Genomic DNA, 21,033 nt, shown 5'->3' with positions numbered 1-21,033 from the left:
GCCTTATCTCGCGAACTTCTTGAACTTCACGCGCTTGGGCTCGACGGCGTCGGGGCCGAGGCGGCGCTTCTTGTCCTCCTCGTAATCCTCGAAATTGCCCTCGAACCACTCCACATGCGCGTCGCCCTCGAAGGCGAGAATGTGCGTGCAGATCCGGTCGAGGAAGAAGCGGTCGTGGGAGATGACCACCGCGCAGCCGGCGAAGTCGGTGAGCGCATCCTCGAGCGCGCGCAGCGTCTCGACGTCGAGGTCGTTGGTCGGCTCGTCGAGGAGAAGCACGTTGCCGCCCGATTTCAGGAGGCGCGCCATGTGCACGCGGTTGCGCTCGCCGCCCGAAAGCTGGCCGACCACCTTCTGCTGGTCACCGCCCTTGAAGTTGAACGCCCCGCAATATTTGCGGGAATTCACCTCGGCGTCGCCGAGCTTGATGATCTCCGCGCCGCCCGAGATCGCCTCCCAGACAGTGTCGGTCGGATTGAGATCGTCACGACTCTGGTCGACATAGGAGAGCTCGACGGTGTCGCCGTATTCGATCGTGCCGTCGTCAGGCTTCTCCTGCCCGGTGAGCATCTTGAAGAAGGTCGACTTGCCGGCGCCGTTCGGGCCGATGACGCCGACGATGCCGCCCGGCGGCAGGGTCAGCGAGAGATCCTCGATGAGGAGCTTGTCGCCCATCGCCTTCTTGAGGTTGTCGATCTCGATGACCTTGGAACCGAGGCGCGGGCCGTTCGGGATGACGATCTGCGCCTTGCCGACGCGCTCCTTCTCGGACTGGCTTGCCATCTTCTCGTAGGCGGAGATCCGCGCCTTGGACTTCGCCTGGCGCGCCTTCTGGCCCTGACGCATCCATTCGAGCTCGCGGGCGAGCGTGCGCTGCTTGGCCTTGTCCTCGCGCGCCTCCTGCTCGAGCCGCTTGGCCTTCTGCTCGAGCCAGGCCGAGTAGTTGCCCTCGTAGGGGATGCCGCTGCCGCGGTCGAGCTCGAGGATCCAGCCGGTGATGTCGTCGAGGAAGTAGCGGTCGTGCGTGACGCAGAGGATCGTGCCCTTGTACTCGATGAGGTGGTTCTGCAGCCAGGCGATGGTCTCGGCGTCGAGGTGGTTGGTCGGCTCGTCGAGCAGCAGCATGTCGGGCGCTTCGAGCAGCAGCTTGCAGAGCGCGACGCGACGGACCTCGCCGCCCGAGAGCGAGGCGACGTCGGCATCGTCCGGCGGGCAGCGCAGGGCTTCCATCGCGACGTCGATGCGGCTGTCGAGATCCCAGAGGTTCTCGCCGTCGATCTCGTCCTGGAGCTGCGCCATCTCGTCGGCGGTCTCGTCCGAGTAGTTCATGGCGAGCTCGTTGAAGCGGTCGAGCTTGGCCTGCTTCTGCGCGACGCCGAGCATGACGTTGCCGCGCACGTCGAGGTTCGGGTCGAGATGCGGCTCCTGCGGCAGGTAGCCGATGCGCGCGCCCTCGGCCGACCAGGCCTCGCCGGAGAAGTCCTTGTCGATACCCGCCATGATGCGCAGGAGGGTCGATTTACCGGCGCCGTTGACGCCGACGACGCCGATCTTGACGCCGGGCAGGAAGTTCAGGCGGATGTTCTCGAAGCACTTCTTGCCGCCGGGATAGGTCTTGGAGACCCCGTCCATGTGATACACGTACTGGTAGGACGCCATTGTCGCGCTCCGTTGTCGGGAATGTCGGGTTGCGCGGGTGTCTACGGCATATTCGAGCCCGCCGAAAGGGGCGCGTTCGCGGGGGATGCGAGCCGGAGAACGGGGGCTCCGCCCCCGCACCCCCAGGATATTTCCCTCAAGAAGAAGGGACGCGGCTCAGTCCCTGTCCTGCGGCTGCTCGCGGCCGACGCCCTTGAAGACGAATTTCAGCGGAAGGGCCCAGAGCAGGCCGAGGACGACGTAGATCAGCAGCTCGACGAGGATCGGGGGGCGGCCGAAGGCGGTGACGACCGAGGAGGCCACCACGATGTAGACCGGCAGCCCCACGATCAGGACGAGCAGCGAGAGACGCCGGCGGGACTTGTGCGAAAGCTCTGCCATCAATCGGCAAATGGGTCCGTGACGAGAATCGTGTCGTCACGTTCGGGTGAGGTCGAGAGCAGCGCCACGGGGCATTCGATGAGCTCCTCGACGCGGCGGACGTACTTGATCGCCTCGGCGGGAAGGTCGGCCCAGGAGCGCGCGCCTTCGGTCGATTGCGACCAGCCGGGCAGCTCCTCGTAGATCGGCGTGCAGCGGGCCTGCTGGTCGGCGGCAGTAGGCAGGTAATCCATGTGCTTGCCGTCGAGTTCGTAGCCGGTGCAGATCTTCAGCGTGTCGAAGCCGTCGAGCACGTCGAGCTTGGTCAGGGCGATGCCGGTGACGCCCGAGATCGCGCAGCTCTGCTTGACGAGGCAGGCGTCGAACCAGCCGCAGCGGCGCTTGCGGCCAGTGGTGGTGCCGAATTCGTGGCCCCTCTCGCCGAGCCTGTTGCCGTCCTCGTCGTGAAGCTCGGTCGGGAACGGCCCCTCGCCGACGCGGGTCGTGTAGGCCTTCACGATGCCGAGGCAGAAATCGATCGACGAGGGGCCGATGCCGGTGCCCGTGGCCGCCTGCCCCGCAATCACGTTCGAGGAGGTGACATAGGGATAGGTGCCGAAATCGATGTCGAGGAGCGCGCCCTGCGCGCCCTCGAAGAGGATACGGCGGCCGGCGCGGCGCTTTTCGTTCAGCACCTTCCAGACGGGCGCGGCGTATTGCAGGATCTCGGGCGCGATGGCGCGCAGCTCGGCGATCAGCGCGTCGCGGTCGACGGGATCGAGGCCGAGCCCGGCGCGGAGCGCGTTGTGGTGCACCAGCGCCCGGTCGACGCGGACCTCGAGCGTGCGGTCGTCCGACAGGTCGGAGACGCGGATCACCCGGCGACCGACCTTGTCCTCGTAGGCGGGGCCGATACCGCGTCCCGTCGTGCCGATCTTGGCGACGGAGTTCTGCGCTTCGCGGGCGCGGTCGAGCTCGCCGTGGAAGGGCAGGATGAGCGGCGTGTTCTCGGCGATCATCAGCGTCTCGGGGGTGATCTCGACCCCCTGCCCGCGAATGCCCTCGATCTCCTTCACGAGATGCCAGGGATCGAGGACGACGCCGTTTCCGATGACGCTGAGCTTGCCCGAGCGCACCACGCCCGAGGGCAGCGCGTGCAGCTTGTAGACCTCGCCGCCAACGACGAGCGTGTGACCCGCGTTGTGCCCGCCCTGGAAGCGGGCGATCACGTCCGCGCGTTCGGACAGCCAATCGACGATCTTGCCCTTGCCTTCGTCGCCCCACTGAGCGCCCACGACGACCACGTTTGCCATGCCTGCCTCGTTCCCACGTGTTGAACCGATGCCCTCTTATAGACAGCGGGCGGAAGGGAAAACCGTTTTCGGGCTGAACGGTGCCGTGCGTGGCGGCAAGCGATAAGATACACGCAAATGTCACGATATGTTGACCTGACGCGATCTCGCGGCACCGCGGGCCACATCGGGCAGGATGCGCGGGTTTTCGCCCGGCGCTCTCCCACCACCACATTCCCATCGAGGTGACATGAAGAACACGACGACATCCGGCATCGCGGTCGCACTTGCGGCCACCTCCCTTGCAGGCGCGGCGGTCGCGCAGTCGGACGCACAGCGCATCGCGGCCCTCGAGGCGCGGGTGAGCGAACTCGAATCCGACCAGAAGACCCCGCTGACCTTCGGCACCGAGAGCGGCACGGTTGTCGAGTTCTACGGCTATTTGAAAAGCGACGCGATCTACGATTTCGGCCCGAAACTCGGCAACACCACCTTCGGCCTCGCCTTGATCGGGCCGGACAGCGACGACGACGGGGCGTTCACCGGCACGGTCAACCAGACGCGACTCGGCTTCCGCACGACCACGCAGACCGGCATGGGCGAGCTCGGCACGCAGGTGGAACTCGACTTCTACGGCGCCTCGGACGCGTTCTCGGACGGCGGGCCCGAGCCGCGGCTGCGGCACGCGACCGCGACGATCGGCGGCTGGCGGTTTGGCAAGTACTGGACGACGTTCATGCCGCTGGACTCCTATCCCCCGACGCTCGACTTCCAGGGTTTTGCGGGCATTCCCTTCGCGCGGCAGGAGCAGGTGCGCTACACCTACGACTTCAGCGACGCGCTGAGCACGTCCTTCGCGATCGAGGATTCGAACGCCGACAGCGACACGCCGGTCGCGATCGCCGCGCTCGCCTACGACACCGATCCGCTGCTGCTGCGCGGCTCGGTCATCGGCGGCGAGGTCGAGGACGAGGGCGGCGACGGCCAGGGCGTCTGGGGCGTGAACCTCTCGACCACGGCATCGCTCTGGCAGGGCGCTTCGCTCGACGCCGCCTATACCTATGGTGAGGGAATCGCGTCCTACCTCGTCTTCCTTGGCGACGATCTCGATGCCAACGGCGATCCGATCGAGGTGCAGTCCGCCTATGCGGGTCTCACACAGGAGGTGGGCGAGGACTGGACCTTCCGCGCGATCTACGGCTGGCGCGAGAACGGGTCGGGCCTGTCGGACGGCACCGAGCGCCTGCAATCGGTGCATGTGAACGCCGAATACGCCTTCACCGAACGCGCGACCGCGGGGGTCGAGTATTTCCACGGCAAGCGCGACACGTTCGGCGGCGGCAGCTACGACGCGAACCGCATCCAGACGTCGATCCAGATCGACTTCTGAGGCGCGGCGGGGCGGCCCGCGGGGGCCGTCCCTATCCTGCGACCTCGAGCGAGCGCAGATGCTCCGCCGCGTGGCGGGCATCGACCGCCGCCTCGCGCACGAGGCCGTCGAAATGCTCGGTCAGCAGCCGGACCCGCGCGCTTTCGCGGAAGGCGAGGTAGAAGCGGCCCACATAGATGACCCCGATCCGCGGCCCGAAGACGGTGACCGGCGCCGAGAAGACCCGGCGCGCATCGAAGAGGAAGAGCCGCAGCGCCGGATAGAACTCGGCGCAGGCCTCGGCCAGCCGGTCGATCTGGTCGCGCCGGTCCGCGACGGGAAGGCTCTGGTAGTAGCCGGTGCCGGCGGCCAGCGCGCCGAGCTCGTGCAGCGGCAGCGCGATCTCGTAATCGGACAGCCCCTCCTGCAGCAGAACCAGACGGTCGCGCATGGCCCGGATCGCCTGATCCGGCGTCTTTCCGAGGAAGGCGTCGTATTCCCAGCGCAGCACCGCCTCGGTCTTGAAGAGGTCGGGCAGCGTCGCGGGGACGTGGCGGATCTTGAAGCCCGCCGATTCGCGGTGCCAGTCGATGATCTGGTCGTCGGAGGCGGTGCGCGCGGCCTTGGTCATCTGCACCGCCGCGGCGACGACGTCGCCGGGACGTTCCGGCCGGTCGGTGAGGCCGAGCAGCCAGTCGGTGCTGACCCCGAGCGCGCGGGCGCATTCGGCGGCGAGATGGGCGTTCGGCAGCCGCGCCGCGCCCTCGTCGAGGAGCTGCGAGATGGTCGAGCGGTTCACGCCGGTCTCGCGGGCCAGCGAGCTGCGGTTGGCTCCGGCCGTGGCGATGGCGGAGGTCAGGCGGTCTCGGAAAAGGGCTGCGCGGGTGCGCTTGTCGAGTTCGGGCATCGTCGTTCACTATTATCACCACATCATGGTTAATGTCGACAAGATGCCGAATAGTCGGCGCTCCACGGCCGGGATAGGTGATGATCCATAATCATTTCCCGGCAAGAGGAGACGACGAGCATGGAGACGCGGGCACGCACATGGGTGAAGGCGATCGGCTGGCAGAGCCTGGGACTGGTCACGATGACCCTTCTGGGGGTGCTCTTCACCGGTTCGGTCAGTGCGGGCGGTACACTCGCCCTCGCCTCGACCGCGCTCGGCCTCTGCACCTATGTCCTCTACGAACGGCTCTGGGCCCGGATCGGCTGGGGACGGCTGCCCGGCGGCTCGCAGTCCTGACGCCGGCCCTGCCACCGCTTGCGGCTGCGCGCCTTCTTCTCTAGAGAGGCGCGCGAGCAAACACGAGGCCGCCCCCGCAATGGAAAACGTCATCCTCATCGTCCACCTTCTGCTCGCCCTCTCGCTGATCGGCGTCGTGCTGATGCAGCGATCCGAAGGCGGCGGGCTCGGAATGGGTGGCGGCGGCGGCGGCGCGATGAGCGCCCGCGGCGCGGCGACGGCGCTCAACAAGCTGACCTGGATCCTCGCGACGGCCTTCATCTGCACCTCTCTGGTGCTGACCATCCTCGCCGCGGCGGACACGTCGAGCGGGTCGATCATGGACCGGCTGACCGGTCAGGGCAGCGCTCCGGCGGCCGAGGACGGCTCCGGCGACGGCCTCGACACGGACTCCCTGCTGCCGCCGCCGTCGGCGGGCACGGGCGATGGCGAGAGCGCTCCGGACAACGACGCGCCGCTGGTGCCGCGCGCGGACTGACCGCGCGGTACGTCACCACCACACGTTGCGGGATTAGAACAGCGGGCTTACAGCATCTTGTTGCCCGGTTGCCAGCCGGCTGCGAATCCGGCTATTCTTAAATCCCGTGATACCGCGGCGCGAGACGCCCCGCGGACGCATCAGGATTGCGTGGGTCCGGCGCTTCGGCCCCCGCGAAGGATCGCAGGCAGGATCACGGGAGCCTCGGGCACATGGCACGTTTCATCTTCATCACCGGCGGTGTGGTCTCTTCGCTCGGCAAGGGCCTCGCCTCGGCGGCGCTCGGCGCGCTCCTTCAGGCGCGCGGCTTTTCCGTCCGGCTGCGCAAGCTCGATCCCTACCTGAACGTCGATCCGGGCACGATGTCGCCCTTCGAGCACGGCGAGGTCTTCGTGACCGACGACGGTGCCGAGACCGATCTCGACCTCGGCCATTACGAACGCTTCACCGGCGTGCCCGCCCGCAAGACCGATTCCATCTCGTCGGGGCGGATCTACACCAACGTGCTCGAGAAGGAGCGCCGCGGCGACTATCTCGGCAAGACGATCCAGGTCATTCCGCACGTCACCAACGAGATCAAGGATTTCATCTCGATCGGCGAGGACGAGGTGGATTTCATGCTCTGTGAGATCGGCGGCACGGTCGGCGACATCGAGGGCCTGCCCTTCTTCGAGGCGATCCGCCAGTTCAGCCAGGACAAGCCGCGTGGACAGTGCATCTTCATGCACCTGACGCTGCTGCCGTGGATCAAGGCCAGCGGAGAGCTCAAGACCAAGCCGACTCAGCACTCGGTCAAGGAGCTGCGCTCGATCGGCATCGCACCCGACGTGCTGGTCTGCCGCTCCGAGATGCCGATCCCGCAGAAGGAGCGCGAGAAGCTGGCGCTCTTCTGCAACGTCCGGCCCGACAGCGTGATCGCGGCGCAGGACCTGCCGTCGATCTACGACGCGCCGCTCGCCTATCACCGCGAAGGGCTCGACCAGGCGGTGCTCGACGCGTTCCAGATCACGCCCGCGCCGAAGCCGAACCTCACCCGCTGGGAGGATGTGTCGGACCGTATCCACAACCCCGAAGGCGAGGTGAACGTCGCCATCGTCGGCAAGTACACGCAGCTCGAGGACGCCTACAAGTCCATCGCCGAGGCGCTGACCCATGGCGGGCTCTCGAACCGCGTGAAGGTGAACATCGAGTGGGTGGATGCCGAGGTCTTCGACCGCGAGGACCCCGCCCCGCACCTGCAGGGCTACCACGCGATCCTCGTGCCCGGCGGCTTCGGCGAGCGCGGCACCGAAGGCAAGATCAAGGCGGCGCAATTCGCGCGCGAGCACAAGGTGCCGTACCTCGGGATCTGTCTCGGGATGCAGATGGCGGTGATCGAGGCGGCGCGGAACGTCGCGGGCGTCGCGCGCGCAGGCTCCGAGGAGTTCGACCACGAGGCCGGCAAGAAGCGCTTCGAGCCGGTCGTCTATCACCTCAAGGAATGGGTGCAGGGCAACGCCAAGGTCAACCGGCGCCCCGACGACGACAAGGGCGGCACGATGCGCCTGGGCGCCTACGACGCGGTGCTGACCGAAGGCAGCCGCGTCGCCGAGGTCTACGGCTCCACCGCGATCGACGAGCGTCACCGCCACCGCTACGAGGTGGACATCACCTACAAACAGGCTCTGGAGAAGGCGGGCCTCACCTTCTCGGGCATGTCGCCGGACGGCAAGCTGCCGGAGATCGTCGAATGGAGCGACCATCCGTGGTTCATCGGCGTCCAGTTCCACCCCGAGCTGAAGTCGAAGCCGTTCGACCCGCATCCCTTGTTCCGGGATTTTGTGCGGGCGGCCAAAGAGGTGTCGAGGTTGGTTTGAGGACTGGACTCGGTGGGCTGCGCCCTTGAGTCCGCGCCGGGGCTCCGCTCCCGGCGGTGCGTGTCCGGGTGGCGCGCTTGGGCTTCCCTCCCTCGTCGGTTTTGGGGGTGAATATGCGGCGGCGTGACGCTTGCCGGACGCCCTGCCACGCCGCATCCTTCCCGACATGCCCAGCCGCGCCTCATTTGCGATCCTTGCCGTGCTGCTCCTCGGAATGCCGTTCATTCTCTATTCGGGCGGGTTCGGGCTGCGGGGGCTCACGGCGGATCTGTCCGGGGAGACGCGGTTCTTCACGACGCCCGCGGCGAACGTGCTGATCTTCGGGCATATGGCGGCGGGAGCGCTGGTGACGCTGCTGGCGCCGGTGCAGCTTCTGCCGGTCACGCGGGCCCGGAACCCGCGGGTGCACCGGACGCTCGGATATGTGACGCTCACGGCAGCTGCGGTGACGGGGATCTTCGGGCTCCTCTACATCGCCCTCAGGGGCACGATCGGCGGGCCGCTGATGTCGGCGGGGTTCGCGCTCTACGGCGCGCTCCTGCTGATCGCGGCGGCGAACACGGCGTATCATGCGCTCGACAAGAATCGGCCCAGGCACCGGGCGTGGGCGTTGCGGCTCGCCGTGCTGGCGCTGGGATCGTTCCTCTACCGGCTGCATTACTGGGTCTGGTACGCCGCGACCGGGGGCGCGGGATCTAACGAGGCGTTCACCGGGCCCTTCGACGTCGTGAACTTCATCGCCTTCTACCTACCGTACCTCATCATTCTCGAGTTCGTCCTCCGCCGCCCCTTGTTTCGCTGAGGTGCGTTGTTACGGTTGATAAATGACACTTGCAGTTTTCACGACCCTCGACGACCACAAGGCGGCACGGGAGATCGCGCGCACTGCCGTGGACCGCGGCCTCGCCGCCTGCGTCCAGATCAACGAAGTCACCTCGATCTACAGCTGGAAGGGAAAGGTCGAGGAGGGCAAGGAATGGCGCCTGCTCTTCAAGACCTCCGATTCCGCCTACGAGGGTCTCACGCACCTGATCCTCGGGGAGCATCCCTACGACGAGCCCGCGCTCTGGGCCTACCGGATCGAGGGCGGCTCGAAGAGCTATCTCAACTGGATCGACCTAGAGACCGAGCCGGACGGCTCGGACCCCGGCCCCGCCTGACGGCTGGACAGCGGGCCGCGCGGGCGTCAGAAGAGCGCCCATGCTTTCCTACCAGCACGCCTATCATGCCGGGAACCTCGCCGACGTGCACAAGCACGCCGCGCTGGCGTGGGTGCTGGGCTACCTGACCCGCAAGGACAAGCCGCTCAGCTATATCGAGACCCACGCGGGCCGCGGGCTCTACGATCTGTCGGGCGCGGAGGCGGCGAAGACCGGCGAGGCGGCGGGCGGGATCGCGCGCGCCTCGGGCTGGTTCGACGAAGGCCATCCCTATGCGCGGGCGCTGGCGGCGGTGCGTGCGGCGCACGGGGCGGAGGCCTATCCGGGCTCGCCGCTGATCGCGCGCGAGCTGCTGCGCCCCTGCGACCGGATCGACCTCGCCGAATTGCACCCGGCCGAGCATGACGCGCTCGAGGCGGCGGCGCGGGGGCCGAACGTGCGCGTGCACTGGCAGGACGGGATCGCGCTCGCGCAGTCGCTCTGCCCGCCCGAGCCGCGTCGCGGGCTCCTGCTCTGCGATCCCTCCTGGGAGGTGAAGGCGGATTACGCCGCGATCCCGAAGGCGCTGGCCAAGCTCGGCGACAAGTGGAACGTCGGCATCCTGATGCTGTGGTACCCGATCCTCGACGACGCCCGGCATCGGGGCATGGTGCGGGCGCTGGAGGAGCGGTTTCCGGAGGGTCTGCGCCACGAGGTGCACTTCCCGCCCGTGCGCGAGGGGCACCGGATGGTCGGCTCGGGCCTCTTCACGGTGAACCCGCCCTGGGGGCTCGATGCCGAGCTCGCCCGGCTGACGAGCGCCTTTGCCACCCTGACACGCATGTCGCGCTAGACAAACCCCGTCCGTCAGGCCACGCTTTTTCCGAATGTGACCGGTGCGCCTGCGGGCGTGCCGCGAATGGCGATCCCGGTCCGGAGAGGGGGCCGCGGGCATGCGGGAGCGGAGGCGGCGTCATGTCCTCTCGTCTGATCTACTGGGCGACGATGCCTGAAATGGCCTGGCTCGACCCGGCCGATACGCCCGTGGCGCTCGGAACGCTGACGGTACGAGCGGCGTCAGGCGAACTGGCCGACCTGCTGCCCGAGGCCGAGCACATCGACGCGGTCCTGGCCCGGCGGTACGATCTGACCGCGACCGAGGCCGCCGAGATGCGGCGCGTCTGCGAGCACGTGGCCTCGGCCGTGCCGTGCGGGCGCACCTACGCGCGACTGGTGACGGAGAACGTGCCGGCCGAGGAACGCCGCGCCTTCGCCGAGAGCCTCCTGCACGTCGCGGCGGAAGGACGGACCGACCCATGGACCGCGGCATCGGTCGCACGGGCTTTCGGCTTGCCGGATGTCGCGCTCCCCCACGCGAGACGCGCCTGATTGCGCCGGCGCGCAGGCGGTCTATATCGGAGCCCATGTTCGCAGACCTGCTCAAGCGCCTGACGGCCCCCGCCCCGGAGACCCTGCCCGACACCGACGCACGGCTGGCGCTGACGGCGCTGCTCGTCCGCGTCGCCCGCTCGGACGGCGAATACGATCATGACGAGCGCGCGCGCATCGACCGCATCGCCCGCACCCGCTACGGGCTTACCGAGGACGATGCCAACCGGTTGCGCGCCGATGCCGAGGCCCTCGAGTCCGAGGCGCCCGACACCGTGCGCTTCACCCGCGCGATCAAGGATGCGGTGCCCTACGAGCAGCGGATGGGCGTGATCGAGGCGCTGTGGTCGGTCGTGCTCGCCGACGGGGTGCGGGACCCGGAAGAGGATTCGCTCCTGCGGCTCGTGTCGAACATGCTCGGCATCACCGACCGGGACAGCGCGATGGCACGCCAGAGGGTCGAGGCGAAAGAGTGAGCCCGGGCCAACCGCCTCCGAATTGGGCTGACCTGCCGTCATTCCGGGCAATCGGCCCCCACATCGCCCGGATTGCACGTTGCAAACCGGCGTTTCTTCGGACCATGCTCTGCCGGACCTGATCTGGCAAAGAAGCGCGACGCCCTCAAAGTGACCGAAACCGCCCCTGCACAGAGCCCCGGCAGCGAGACCGTCATCGCAATCCGCGACCTCCACAAGAGCTACGGGGCGCTGGAGGTGCTGAAGGGCATCGACATCTCGGCCCGGAAGGGCGAGGTCGTGTCGCTGATCGGATCCTCGGGCTCGGGCAAGTCGACGCTCCTGCGCTGCGCGAACCTGCTCGAGGACAGCCAGCAGGGCGAGATCCTCTTCAAGGGCGAGCCGGTGCGCTGGCGCGGCGAGGGGCATCACCGGCACCCCGCGGACCTCAAACAGGTCATCCGCATCCGCACGAACCTCTCGATGGTGTTCCAGCAGTTCAATCTCTGGGCCCACATGACGATCCTGCAGAACGTGATGGAGGCGCCCGTCACCGTGATGGGCCGCGACCGCGCCGAGGTCGAGGAGCGCGCGCGCCACTATCTCGGCAAGGTCGGCATCGGCGACAAGTGCGACGTCTACCCCGCGCAGCTCTCCGGCGGTCAGCAGCAACGCGCCGCGATCGCGCGGGCGCTCTGCATGGAGCCCGAGGCGATCCTCTTCGACGAGCCGACCTCGGCGCTCGATCCGGAACTCGAGCAGGAGGTGGTGCGGGTGATCCGGGCGCTTGCGGACGAGGGCCGGACCATGATCATCGTGACCCACGACATGAAGATGGCGCGCGACGTCTCGACCCATGTCGTGTTCCTGCACCGCGGCCTCATCGAGGAGGAAGGCGACCCCGACACGCTCTTCGGGAACCCGAAATCCGAGCGGCTGCGCGGCTTTCTCAGTTCGACCATGGGCCATTGAGCCCCTCAAAAGACGACCAAAAACAGGGAGTATGACATGAAATCCATTCTCGCATCGGCCGCCGTCCTGGCGCTGTCGGCCTCGGCCGCCCTCGCCCAGGACGTGATCCGCATGGGCACCGAGGGCGCCTACCCTCCGTACAACTTCATCAACGACGCGGGCGAACTCGACGGTTTCGAGATCGAGCTCGGCAACGAGCTGTGCGAACGGGCCGAGCTGAACTGCGAATGGGTGTCGAACGAGTGGGATTCGATCATCCCCAACCTCGTCTCCTCGAACTACGACACGATCATGGCCGGCATGTCGATCACCGACGAGCGTGACGAGGTCATCGACTTCACGCAGGATTACTACCCGCCGACCGAGAGCGCCTATGTCGCCCTCTCCGAGGACGCGGATTTCGAAGCCGGCGTGGTGGCCGCGCAGGCCGCGACGATCCAGGCGGGGCATGTGGCCGAGAGCGAGGCCGCGCTTCTGGAATACGCCAACCCCGAGGAAACCGTCGCGGCGGTGCGCAACGGCGAGGCGGACGCGGTCTTCGCCGATTACGACTTCCTCAAGCCGATCGTCGACGCCTCTGGCGGCGAGCTGATGTTCGTGGGCGATCCCGTCCCGCTCGGCGGCGGCATCGGCATGGGCCTGCGCGAGAGCGACGACGAACTGCAGACCACCTTCGACGAGGCGATCACCTCGATGAAGGAGGACGGCACGCTGAACGAGATGCTCGTGAAGTGGTTCGGCGACGAGATCGGCCAGTACTGAGCCGTGACGGGGGCGGGTGATCCCGCCCGCTCCCGCCAGATGCGATGCTTGGCTCCTGCTCAGATCCCGCCGCGCTCGACGGCCTCGCCTGGCTTGCCTGTTACCTGACGACGGGCAAGCACATGGCGTTCTACGGTGCCTTCGGCACGGTGCTGCTGCTGCTCGCCATCACCGCGCCGGCTGCACTCGCCTTCGGCTTCGGCGGGGCGGTGCTGGCGCGCAGCCAGATCGCGCCGCTCTCGTGGCTCGGCAAGGGCTACATCGCGATCGTCCGGGGTGTTCCGGACATCGCCTTCTTCCTCTTTTTCGTGATCGCGCTCGACCAGGCGTTCGAGTTCCTGCGCCACAAGGCGCTCTGCCCGGGCTGGAACCAGCCGATCTGGCAGGGCAACGACTTCGTGGTCTGCAACGAAGCCAAGCTGCCGCTCTCCTCGGCGCCGCAATGGGTGCACGAGAGCTACGGCTTCGGACTTGCGGTGCTGACCTTCGCCATCGTCTTCGGCGCCTTCGCGGCGAACGTGCTCTTCGGCGCCATGCGCGCGGTCCCGCACGCGCAGATCGAGACCGCGGAAGCCTACGGCATGACCCCGCGCCAGACCTTCCGGCGCATCCTCGTGCCGCAGATGTGGGTCTACGCCCTGCCGGGCCTGTCGAACCTCTGGATGGTGCTGATCAAGGCGACGCCGCTCCTGTTCCTGCTCGGCGTCGAGGACATCGTCTACTGGGCGCGCGAGCTCGGCGGGACGAAGACGCCGCAATTCACAGACTATCCGCACGGTGACTGGCGGATGTGGTACTTCCTCGCGCTCCTGGTCTTCTACCTCGCCTTCACGAGGGTCTCCGAGATCGCGCTCGCGCGCCTGATGACGCGCCTGACCCACGGGCAGGCGACCGTCGCGGGCGAGGCGCAAAGAAAGGCGGCGGCATGACCACGCAACCCGGCCATATTCGGCGCGCCCCCGCCCCTGCTTCTTCTTGGCAAAAACACTCATGCGCCGGCGGCCACCGGAGCGTGCGCGCATGAGCTGCTGGGAGACCATCGCCGATTACGGCCTGCGCAGCCTCGGGATCGGGGAGCGGCTGCTGCCGCGCTCGGACTTCACGCTGTGCCAGCAGGTCACGCTGATCGGGTCGGGCATGATCTGGAACATCTATTTCGGCACGCTCGCGCTCGCCTCGGGGTTCCTGCTCGCCACCGCCGTCGCGCTCGGCAAGGCGGCGCGGAACCCGTGGCTGCGCAAGCCGTCCGAATGGTTCATCTTCGTCTTCCGGGGCTCGCCGCTCTTCATCCAGTTCTTCTTCGCCTATTTCGCCTTCCTGTCGCTGAAATCGGCCTACCCGTTCTTCGACCCCTTCACCGCGGCCTGGCTCGGGGCGACGATCGTCCTCTTCCTGAACACCGCCGCCTATTCGGGCGAGATCTTCCACGGTGCGGTCCTCTCGGTGCCGAAGGGCGACATGGAGGCGGCGGACGCCTACGGCTTCCACGGCTGGAGCAAGTTCCGGCGCATCACCTGGCCGACGATGCTGCGGCTCGCCTGGCCCGCCTATACCAACGAGGCGATCTTCCTCTTCCACGCCACCGCGCTCGTCTTCTTCTCGGGCTTCCCGGCGCGGCAGCAGAAGGGCGACGCGCTCTATTACGCGAGCTACTTCGCCGACAAGACGTTCAATCCGTTCGTGCCTTACCCGATCCTAGCGGGATACTTCATCCTGCTGACGCTCACGGTGATCGGCCTCTTCGGGCTGGCGAACCGGCGGCTCAACCGTCATCTTCCGCAAACCCGGCGCGCGAGGCTGCGGATCCGTCCGATCCTCGTGCGCTGACGACAGAAGCATCCCGGAAAGGCCCCGAATGGCGCCCCGCGACCACATGAAGACCTTCCTGCGCCGCAATCCGCAGATCCGGACGATCCGGGCGGCGGCGGCGGACCTCAACGCCCAGCCGCGCGGCAAGCGCGTGCCCTCGCGTTTCGCCGACAAGGTGATCGACGACGGCACTCGCTTTCCGATGTCGGTGCTGAACCTCGACATCTGGGGCGAGGACATCGACGACAGCCCGCTGGTCTTCGAGAGCGGCGACCGCGACGGAATCCTCTGGCCGACCGAGCGCGGCTTCATCCCGATGCCGTGGCTCGAGGCGCCGACCGCGCTCCTGCCGATCTGGATGTTCCGCGAGGACGGGCGGCCCTTCGCTGGCGATCCGCGGCACGCGCTGCGCGCCGTGCTCGAGAGATACCGGGCGAAGGGGCTGACGCCGGTCGTGGCCTGCGAGCTCGAGTTCTTCCTGATCGACGATTCGGGGCGCAATCTCGAAGTGCCGGTCAGCCCGCGGTCGGGGAAGCGTCGCAAGGCGGCCGAGACCATGTCGATCCGCACGCTCGACCAGTTCGATGCCTTCTTCACCGACCTCTACGACGCCTGCGAGGAGATGGACATTCCCGCCGACACGGCGATCTCGGAGGCGGGGCTCGGCCAGTTCGAGATTAACCTCATGCATGGCGACGACGCGCTCAGGGCCGCGGACGATGCGTGGTTCTTCAAGATGCTGGTGAAGGGGATGGCGCGGCGGCACGGCTTCGCTGCCTCGTTCATGGCCAAACCCTACGAGGATTACCCGGGCTCCGGACTGCACACGCATTTCTCGGTCCTCGACGAGAACGGCCAGAACATCTTCGACGACGGGGGCCCGCGGGGCACCGACACGCTGCGCCACGCGGTGCAGGGGTGCCTTGCGGCGATGCACGATTCGACGCTGATCTTCGCGCCGCATCTCAACAGCTACGACCGGCTGGTGCCGGACGCGCACGCACCGACGGGCATCTCCTGGGCCTACGAGAACCGCACCTCGGCGATCCGGATCCCGTCGGGCAACCCCAAGGCACGGCGGATCGAACACCGCGTCGCCGGGGGCGACGTGAACCCCTACCTGCTGCTCGCGACGATCCTCGGCACAGCGCTCGAGGGCATCGAGGCGGGCGTGGAGCCGCCCGAGCCGATCACCGGCAACGCCTACGCGCAGGGGCTGGGGCAGATCCCGGGCGACTGGACGTCGGCGATCGACGCGTTCGAGGCGAGCGAGATCGTTCCGCGGTTCCTGCCGCCGGAGCTCATCCGCAACCTGCTACTCACCAAGCGGCAGGAGGTCTACTACATGAACGAGCTCTCGCCGGCCGAGCAGGTCACGATCTATCTCGACACGGTCTGAGCCGCGAACGGTGTCCGGAGGTGCGCGCCTCCGGACATGGTGCCGGGTCCGAGAGACCGCCTTGCCCGCCGCTGCCCCGGCGTCTAGGGTCGCGGACGACAGCCCCCTCAACGGTGTTTCATGAAGATCGGCATCCTTCAGACCGGGCTTCTGCCCGACAGCCTCTCCGCGCGGTGGGGGCAATATTCCGACATGTTCGCCGCGCATCTTCAGGCGCGCGGTTTCGACACAGAGGCCTGGTCGGTGTTGGAGAACGACTTTCCGCCCGGCCCCGAGGCGGCGGACGGCTGGATCATCACCGGCTCGAAGCACGGCGCCTACGAGGATCATCCCTGGATCCCGCCGCTCGAAGAGCTCGTGCGAGACATCCGTGACAGCGGCCGCCCCCTCATCGGGGTCTGCTTCGGCCACCAGATCATCGCGCAGGCGCTCGGCGGCCGGGTCGAGAAGTATCGCGACGGCTGGGCCGTGGGTTCGCATACCTACCAGTTCCCGGACGGACCGAAGACGATGAACGCCTGGCACCAGGATCAGGTCGTCGAGGCGCCCGATGGCGCCAAGTCCATCGCCTCGAACCCGTTTTGCGAGAACGCGGCGCTGCTCTACGACGGCAGGATCTTCTCGGTGCAGGCCCATCCCGAGTTCGACGACGCCTTTACCGAGGCGCTGATCGATACGCGCGGTCCCGGGATCGTGCCCGACGCGCTGCTCGAAGGGGCGCGCGCCAAGCTCGGCTCGCCGAACGACCGCGAGGCGATCTGGACCCAGTTCGAACGGTTCTTCCGGGAAGGCACCCTGACATGAGCGAGGACTGGACAGTGGCCCTTCCCGAGGCGGCACGCGCCTATCTCGAGGGGCGCCGGCTCGACGAGGTCGAATGCATCATCTCGGACCTGCCCGGGATCGCCCGGGGCAAGGCGGTGCCCGCGTCGAAATTCGCGCGCATGAAGTATTTCCACCTGCCGGATTCGATCTTCTACCAGACCATCACCGGCGACTGGGGCGAGGCGGCGGACGAGGAAGAGGGCTTCATCGAGCGCGACATGATCCTCTATCCGGACATGGCGACGACGACCGCCGCCCCCTGGACCGGGGACTGGACGCTGCAGGTGATCCACGATGCCTTTGACCGCAAGGGCCGGCCGGTGGAATGCGCGCCGCGCAACGTGCTGAAGCGCGTGGTCGACCTCTACCGCCAGCAGGGCTGGCAGCCGGTCGTGGCGCCCGAGATGGAATTCTACCTCGTCGCGCGCAACACCGATCCAGCCCAGGACATCAAGCCGATGATGGGCCGCTCGGGCCGGCCCGCGGCGGCGCGTCAGGCTTATTCGATGACCGCGGTGGACGAGTTCGGCCCGGTGATCGACGACATCTACGATTTCGCCGAGGCACAGGGTTTCGAGATCGACGGCATCACGCAGGAGGGCGGCGCCGGCCAGCTCGAGATCAACCTGCGGCACGGAGATCCGGTGAAGCTCGCCGACGAGGTGTTCTTCTTCAAGCGGCTGATCCGCGAGGCGGCGCTCCGGCACGAATGCTTCGCGACCTTCATGGCCAAGCCGATCGCGGACGAGCCGGGATCGGCGATGCACATCCACCACTCGATCAACGACATCGAGACTGGAAAGTCGATCTTCTCGGGCCCGCAAGGCGGCGAGACCGACGCGTTCTTCCACTTCATCGGGGGGATGCAGACGCACCTGCCCTCGGCGATCGCGGTGCTTGCGCCCTACGTCAATTCCTACCGCCGCTACGTGCGCGACCACGCCGCCCCAATCAACCTCGAATGGGCGCGGGACAACCGCACCACGGGCATCCGCGTGCCGCTCTCGGGCCCCGAGAGCCGCCGGATCGAGAACCGCCTCGCGGGCATGGATTGCAATCCCTATCTCGGCATCGCGGCGTCGCTCGCCTGCGGCTATCTCGGGCTGATGGAGGAGCGCTGGCCCTCCAAGCAGTTCAAGGGGGACGCCTACGAGGGCGAGGGCGACATCCCGCGGGTCCTCGGCCAGGCGCTCGACCTCTTCGACGGGGCGGCCGCGCTGCACGAGGTGCTGGGGCCGGAATTCGCGCGCGTCTACTCGATCGTGAAGCGGGCCGAATACGAGGAATTCCTGCAGGTTATCAGCCCGTGGGAGCGGGAGCATCTGCTTCTGAACGTCTGAGCGGGGCGCGCCGCAAGCGAGGGGCCAGCCCCTCGCGCTCCCCGGGATATTTTCGTCAAGAAGAAGGACGGGCCGCGTGGATCTGCTCTTCGCGAACGATCGGCGGGGCGAGTACCCCGAAAGCTGGTATGCAGCGACGGCCGAGCCGCTGGCGCGGTTCGCGCCCCTAAAGGGCACGCGCAAGGCGGATGTCTGCGTCGTGGGCGGCGGATATACCGGGCTCTCGGCGGCGCTGCACCTCGCCGAGGCCGGGCGCGACGTGGTGCTGCTCGAGGCGCAGCGCGTCGGCTTCGGCGCTTCGGGCCGCAACGGCGGGCAGCTCGGGTCGGGGCAGCGCGCCGATCAGCTGAAGCTCGAGAAGAGCGTCGGCGAGGCGGATGCGCGGCGGCTCTGGGAGCTTGCCGAGGAGGCCAAGGGCCTCGTGAAGGAGCTGATCGCGCGGCACAACATCGAATGCGGCCTGAAGCCGGGCGTCGCCTGGACGGCCTCGTCGGACCGCGACGTGCACGAGCTGCACGATTACGCGGAGCACCTGTCGTCGCGCTACGGCTACGATGCGATCGAAGTGCACGGGCGCGAGAGCTGGCAGGGGATCTGCCCCTCTCCCGATTACCGCGGCGGGATCGTGGACATGGATGCGGGCCACCTGCACCCCTTGCGCTTCGCGCTCGGGCTGGCGCGCGCGGCACGGGATGCGGGCGCGTCGATCTGCGAGGGCAGCCACGTGACCGGCGTCGAGCCGGGTACGCCGAACCGGGTCGTCACCGAGGACGGCGTCGTCGAGGCCGAGCACGTGATCCTCGCCGGGAACGGCTATCTCGGCGGGTTGCAGCCCGAGGTCGCGCGGCGGGTCATGCCGATCAACAACTTCATCGTGGCGACCGAGCCGCTGGGCGACCGCGCGGCGGAGGTCATGACCCGCGACATCGCGGTCGCGGATGCGCGCTTCGTAGTGAACTACTTCCGGCTGAGCCACGACAAGCGGCTGCTTTTCGGCGGCGGCGAGAGCTACGGCTACCGCTTTCCGGACATCCGCAGGACGGTGTCGAAGCCCATGCTGAAGGTTTTCCCGTCGCTCCGGGACGTCCGGCTCGACTATGCTTGGGGCGGCACCCTCGGGATCACCATGAGCCGGATGCCGCATCTCTGCAGGCCCGCGCCGCGCATCCTGTCAGCGGGCGGATATTCGGGGCACGGCGTCGGCACGGCGGTCCATGCGGGCCAGCTGATGGCGCGGGCTGTTGCGGGAGAGACCGACGGGTTCGACGCGATGGCCGCCGTTTCGACCCCGACCTTTCCCGGAGGTGCGCGCGGCCGCACGCCGCTGCTTGCGCTTGCAATGACATGGTATGCGATGCGCGATCGTCTGGGGTTCTGACGCCACGGGCCCTGCGTCACGTGCGCCCCAAAATCCGATAGTGCTTGGCGCGTGGCGGAGCCCCGGTCTAAGAACCTGAAAGATCAACGTGAGGACCGGCGCCATGACCCAGATCCCCGACATGAACCAGGCCGAACCGATCCCGGCCGAGGCCCAGGCGGAGATCGACCGGCTGCTCGCCTCGGGGGACCTCTTTCGCTACACCTCCGAGGACAGCCCGGTGACGCTGCTCGAGGAGGAGTTCGCGGCGCATCTCGGCTCGGCCTACGCTCTGGCGGTGTCGAGCTGCTCGGCCGCACTGTTCCTGTCGCTGAAGGCGCTCGGTCTGCCGCGGGACGCCCGCGTCATGCTGCCGGGCTTTACCTTCGCCGCGGTGCCTTCCTCGGTGCTGCACGCCGAATGCGTGCCGGTGCTCTGCGAGGTGGGCGCCGATTACCGGATCGACATGGAGGATTTTGCGGCCAAGCTGCCGGGCGTCGAGGCCGTCATCATCAGCCACATGCGCGGGCACACCTCGGACATGGACCGGATCATGGCGCTCTGCGACGCCGCGGACGTGCCGGTCATCGAGGACGCGGCGCATTCGCTCGGCACGCGCTGGCACGGACGCAACATCGGCACGATCGGCAAGATCGGCTGCTTCAGCTTCCAGAGCTACAAGCTCGTGAACGCGGGCGAAGGCGGTCTCTTGGTGTCGGACGATCCGGACGTGATCGCGCGGGCGGTCATCATGTCGGGCGCCTACGAGCACAATTGGAAGAAGCACCCGGTCCTGCATTCGGCCTTTGCCCGTTGGCAGAACCGCCTGCCGCTCTACAACCAGCGGCTCTCGAACCTCTCGGCGGCGATCATCCGGCCGCAGATCCCGCTCATCGACGAGCGGGTGGCGCGGGGGCGACGCAACCACGACCTCGTCGCGGAGCGGCTGTCCCTCAGCCCGTGGATCTCGGTGCCGGAGAAGCTTGCCCCGGAGGAGCGCGCCCCGGATTCCCTGCAGTTCAACCTCTCGGACATGAGCGACGACGAGGTTCTCGCCTTTGCCGCGGCAGCGGAGGCGGCAGGCGTCAAGGTGCAGGTCTTCGGGATGAGCGCCGACAACGCGCGGGCCTTCTGGAACTGGAATTTCCTCGGCGAGGTGCCGGATCTGCCGAAGACGCGCGCGATGCTGATGCGGGCCTGCGACACGCGGCTGCCGGCGCGGCTGACCGAGGACGAGTGCGAGGCGGTGGCCGACGTTCTCGTCGCCGCCGCGGCCCATGTCATGAGCCCGGCCCGCGCCTACGGCACCTGAGGCGGCGGGGCGGG

At 67.7% G+C, this 21,033-nt stretch carries 22 protein-coding genes; 18 read left to right on the top strand and 4 right to left on the bottom strand.

The genetic code is table 11. The features are described from left to right. Positions 1–3: 3 nt before the first annotated feature. From ettA to OCH239_RS07030, 3 genes are all read right to left on the bottom strand, one after another. The gene (gene ettA, locus OCH239_RS07040; RefSeq protein WP_037260311.1) at positions 4–1,659 is read right to left on the bottom strand and encodes an energy-dependent translational throttle protein EttA; all 1,656 of its coding nucleotides are present in this window, start codon (positions 1,657–1,659) and stop codon (positions 4–6) included. Between the two features lie 156 nt (positions 1,660–1,815). Then, the gene (locus OCH239_RS07035; protein ID WP_037260309.1) at positions 1,816–2,040 is read right to left on the bottom strand and encodes a DUF2842 domain-containing protein; all 225 of its coding nucleotides are present in this window, start codon (positions 2,038–2,040) and stop codon (positions 1,816–1,818) included. Further along, the gene (locus tag OCH239_RS07030) at positions 2,040–3,332 is read right to left on the bottom strand and encodes an adenylosuccinate synthase (protein ID WP_037260307.1); all 1,293 of its coding nucleotides are present in this window, start codon (positions 3,330–3,332) and stop codon (positions 2,040–2,042) included. The genes OCH239_RS07035 and OCH239_RS07030 overlap by 1 nt, the downstream gene beginning before the upstream one ends. A gap of 229 nt (positions 3,333–3,561) precedes the next feature. Here OCH239_RS07030 and OCH239_RS21640 point away from each other — a divergent pair, with 229 nt between their 5' ends. After that, positions 3,562–4,701 carry a DcaP family trimeric outer membrane transporter gene (locus OCH239_RS21640; RefSeq protein WP_051489340.1) on the top strand — a complete coding sequence of 380 codons (1,140 nt, stop codon included), beginning with the start codon at positions 3,562–3,564 and terminating at the stop codon, positions 4,699–4,701. Between the two features lie 31 nt (positions 4,702–4,732). Here the strand turns inward: OCH239_RS21640 and OCH239_RS07020 are convergent, their stop codons facing one another. Then, positions 4,733–5,587, bottom strand: coding sequence for a helix-turn-helix domain-containing protein (locus OCH239_RS07020; RefSeq protein ID WP_037260304.1), 855 nt, complete (start codon positions 5,585–5,587; stop codon positions 4,733–4,735). 120 nt (positions 5,588–5,707) lie between these two features. Here OCH239_RS07020 and OCH239_RS07015 point away from each other — a divergent pair, with 120 nt between their 5' ends. The 17 genes from OCH239_RS07015 (at position 5,708) to OCH239_RS06935 (ending at position 21,019) form a co-directional block, all read left to right on the top strand. Then, positions 5,708–5,926 (top strand): DUF2061 domain-containing protein, encoded by a 219-nt coding sequence (locus OCH239_RS07015; RefSeq protein WP_037260303.1) that lies wholly within the window; start codon positions 5,708–5,710, stop codon positions 5,924–5,926. Positions 5,927–6,005: 79 nt separating this feature from the next. After that, positions 6,006–6,404 carry a preprotein translocase subunit SecG gene (secG, locus tag OCH239_RS07010; protein ID WP_037260300.1) on the top strand — a complete coding sequence of 133 codons (399 nt, stop codon included), beginning with the start codon at positions 6,006–6,008 and terminating at the stop codon, positions 6,402–6,404. Between the two features lie 212 nt (positions 6,405–6,616). Next, positions 6,617–8,260 carry a CTP synthase gene (locus OCH239_RS07005; protein ID WP_037260298.1) on the top strand — a complete coding sequence of 548 codons (1,644 nt, stop codon included), beginning with the start codon at positions 6,617–6,619 and terminating at the stop codon, positions 8,258–8,260. A 130-nt stretch (positions 8,261–8,390) separates the two neighbouring features. After that, positions 8,391–9,062, top strand: coding sequence for a DUF2306 domain-containing protein (locus tag OCH239_RS07000; protein WP_244430317.1), 672 nt, complete (start codon positions 8,391–8,393; stop codon positions 9,060–9,062). Between the two features lie 22 nt (positions 9,063–9,084). Further along, on the top strand, positions 9,085–9,420 hold the full coding sequence (cutA, locus tag OCH239_RS06995) for a divalent-cation tolerance protein CutA (RefSeq protein WP_037260293.1): 336 nt from the start codon (positions 9,085–9,087) through the stop codon (positions 9,418–9,420). 40 nt (positions 9,421–9,460) lie between these two features. Then, positions 9,461–10,252, top strand: coding sequence for a 23S rRNA (adenine(2030)-N(6))-methyltransferase RlmJ (locus OCH239_RS06990; protein WP_037260291.1), 792 nt, complete (start codon positions 9,461–9,463; stop codon positions 10,250–10,252). A 122-nt stretch (positions 10,253–10,374) separates the two neighbouring features. Next, on the top strand, positions 10,375–10,788 hold the full coding sequence (locus tag OCH239_RS06985; RefSeq protein ID WP_051489339.1) for a tellurite resistance TerB family protein: 414 nt from the start codon (positions 10,375–10,377) through the stop codon (positions 10,786–10,788). Positions 10,789–10,823: 35 nt separating this feature from the next. After that, a complete protein-coding gene (locus OCH239_RS06980; RefSeq protein ID WP_037260288.1) occupies positions 10,824–11,264 on the top strand; it encodes a tellurite resistance TerB family protein in 441 nt (146 codons plus the stop codon). 150 nt (positions 11,265–11,414) lie between these two features. Continuing rightward, entirely contained in the window at positions 11,415–12,215 is an 801-nt protein-coding gene (locus tag OCH239_RS06975; RefSeq protein ID WP_051489338.1) for an ABC transporter ATP-binding protein, read from the top strand. Positions 12,216–12,251: 36 nt separating this feature from the next. Beyond that, on the top strand, positions 12,252–12,977 hold the full coding sequence (locus OCH239_RS06970; protein ID WP_037260285.1) for a transporter substrate-binding domain-containing protein: 726 nt from the start codon (positions 12,252–12,254) through the stop codon (positions 12,975–12,977). A gap of 44 nt (positions 12,978–13,021) precedes the next feature. Beyond that, positions 13,022–13,906, top strand: a complete 885-nt coding sequence (locus OCH239_RS06965) for an ABC transporter permease (RefSeq protein WP_037260282.1) — start codon at positions 13,022–13,024, stop codon at positions 13,904–13,906. Between the two features lie 91 nt (positions 13,907–13,997). After that, on the top strand, positions 13,998–14,804 hold the full coding sequence (locus OCH239_RS06960) for an ABC transporter permease (protein ID WP_037260279.1): 807 nt from the start codon (positions 13,998–14,000) through the stop codon (positions 14,802–14,804). A gap of 46 nt (positions 14,805–14,850) precedes the next feature. Further along, a complete protein-coding gene (locus OCH239_RS06955; RefSeq protein WP_037260437.1) occupies positions 14,851–16,185 on the top strand; it encodes a glutamine synthetase family protein in 1,335 nt (444 codons plus the stop codon). 120 nt (positions 16,186–16,305) lie between these two features. Beyond that, positions 16,306–16,989: a type 1 glutamine amidotransferase gene (locus tag OCH239_RS06950; protein ID WP_037260276.1), complete on the top strand. Its 684-nt coding sequence runs from the start codon at positions 16,306–16,308 to the stop codon at positions 16,987–16,989. After that, complete coding sequence (locus tag OCH239_RS06945; RefSeq protein WP_037260274.1) at positions 16,986–18,350, top strand: glutamine synthetase family protein; 1,365 nt, start codon at positions 16,986–16,988, stop codon at positions 18,348–18,350. The genes OCH239_RS06950 and OCH239_RS06945 overlap by 4 nt, the downstream gene beginning before the upstream one ends. Before the next feature lie 76 nt (positions 18,351–18,426). Then, complete coding sequence (locus tag OCH239_RS06940; protein ID WP_037260271.1) at positions 18,427–19,728, top strand: NAD(P)/FAD-dependent oxidoreductase; 1,302 nt, start codon at positions 18,427–18,429, stop codon at positions 19,726–19,728. A 103-nt stretch (positions 19,729–19,831) separates the two neighbouring features. Then, the gene (locus OCH239_RS06935) at positions 19,832–21,019 is read left to right on the top strand and encodes a DegT/DnrJ/EryC1/StrS family aminotransferase (protein ID WP_037260269.1); all 1,188 of its coding nucleotides are present in this window, start codon (positions 19,832–19,834) and stop codon (positions 21,017–21,019) included. Positions 21,020–21,033 lie beyond the last annotated feature (14 nt).

Source organism: Roseivivax halodurans JCM 10272, from assembly GCF_000521785.1.
Lineage (GTDB): Bacteria > Pseudomonadota > Alphaproteobacteria > Rhodobacterales > Rhodobacteraceae > Roseivivax > Roseivivax halodurans.
This window is presented reverse-complemented; position numbering and strand designations above follow the sequence as displayed.

Bases quoted from the DNA above. Each gene is read 5' to 3' on its own strand.
- OCH239_RS07005 (WP_037260298.1), top strand. From the start codon at position 6,617: ATGGCACGTTTCATCTTCATCACCGGCGGTGTGGTCTCTTCGCTCGGC.
- OCH239_RS21640 (WP_051489340.1), top strand. From the start codon at position 3,562: ATGAAGAACACGACGACATCCGGCATCGCGGTCGCACTTGCGGCCACC.
- OCH239_RS07020 (WP_037260304.1), bottom strand. From the start codon at position 5,587: ATGCCCGAACTCGACAAGCGCACCCGCGCAGCCCTTTTCCGAGACCGC.
- OCH239_RS06965 (WP_037260282.1), top strand. From the start codon at position 13,022: ATGCTTGGCTCCTGCTCAGATCCCGCCGCGCTCGACGGCCTCGCCTGG.
- OCH239_RS06985 (WP_051489339.1), top strand. From the start codon at position 10,375: ATGTCCTCTCGTCTGATCTACTGGGCGACGATGCCTGAAATGGCCTGG.
- secG (WP_037260300.1), top strand. From the start codon at position 6,006: ATGGAAAACGTCATCCTCATCGTCCACCTTCTGCTCGCCCTCTCGCTG.
- cutA (WP_037260293.1), top strand. From the start codon at position 9,085: ATGACACTTGCAGTTTTCACGACCCTCGACGACCACAAGGCGGCACGG.
- OCH239_RS06980 (WP_037260288.1), top strand. From the start codon at position 10,824: ATGTTCGCAGACCTGCTCAAGCGCCTGACGGCCCCCGCCCCGGAGACC.
- OCH239_RS06945 (WP_037260274.1), top strand. From the start codon at position 16,986: ATGAGCGAGGACTGGACAGTGGCCCTTCCCGAGGCGGCACGCGCCTAT.
- OCH239_RS06970 (WP_037260285.1), top strand. From the start codon at position 12,252: ATGAAATCCATTCTCGCATCGGCCGCCGTCCTGGCGCTGTCGGCCTCG.
- OCH239_RS07035 (WP_037260309.1), bottom strand. From the start codon at position 2,040: ATGGCAGAGCTTTCGCACAAGTCCCGCCGGCGTCTCTCGCTGCTCGTC.
- OCH239_RS06950 (WP_037260276.1), top strand. From the start codon at position 16,306: ATGAAGATCGGCATCCTTCAGACCGGGCTTCTGCCCGACAGCCTCTCC.
- OCH239_RS07030 (WP_037260307.1), bottom strand. From the start codon at position 3,332: ATGGCAAACGTGGTCGTCGTGGGCGCTCAGTGGGGCGACGAAGGCAAG.
- OCH239_RS07015 (WP_037260303.1), top strand. From the start codon at position 5,708: ATGGAGACGCGGGCACGCACATGGGTGAAGGCGATCGGCTGGCAGAGC.
- OCH239_RS06935 (WP_037260269.1), top strand. From the start codon at position 19,832: ATGACCCAGATCCCCGACATGAACCAGGCCGAACCGATCCCGGCCGAG.
- ettA (WP_037260311.1), bottom strand. From the start codon at position 1,659: ATGGCGTCCTACCAGTACGTGTATCACATGGACGGGGTCTCCAAGACC.
- OCH239_RS06960 (WP_037260279.1), top strand. From the start codon at position 13,998: ATGAGCTGCTGGGAGACCATCGCCGATTACGGCCTGCGCAGCCTCGGG.
- OCH239_RS06955 (WP_037260437.1), top strand. From the start codon at position 14,851: ATGAAGACCTTCCTGCGCCGCAATCCGCAGATCCGGACGATCCGGGCG.
- OCH239_RS06990 (WP_037260291.1), top strand. From the start codon at position 9,461: ATGCTTTCCTACCAGCACGCCTATCATGCCGGGAACCTCGCCGACGTG.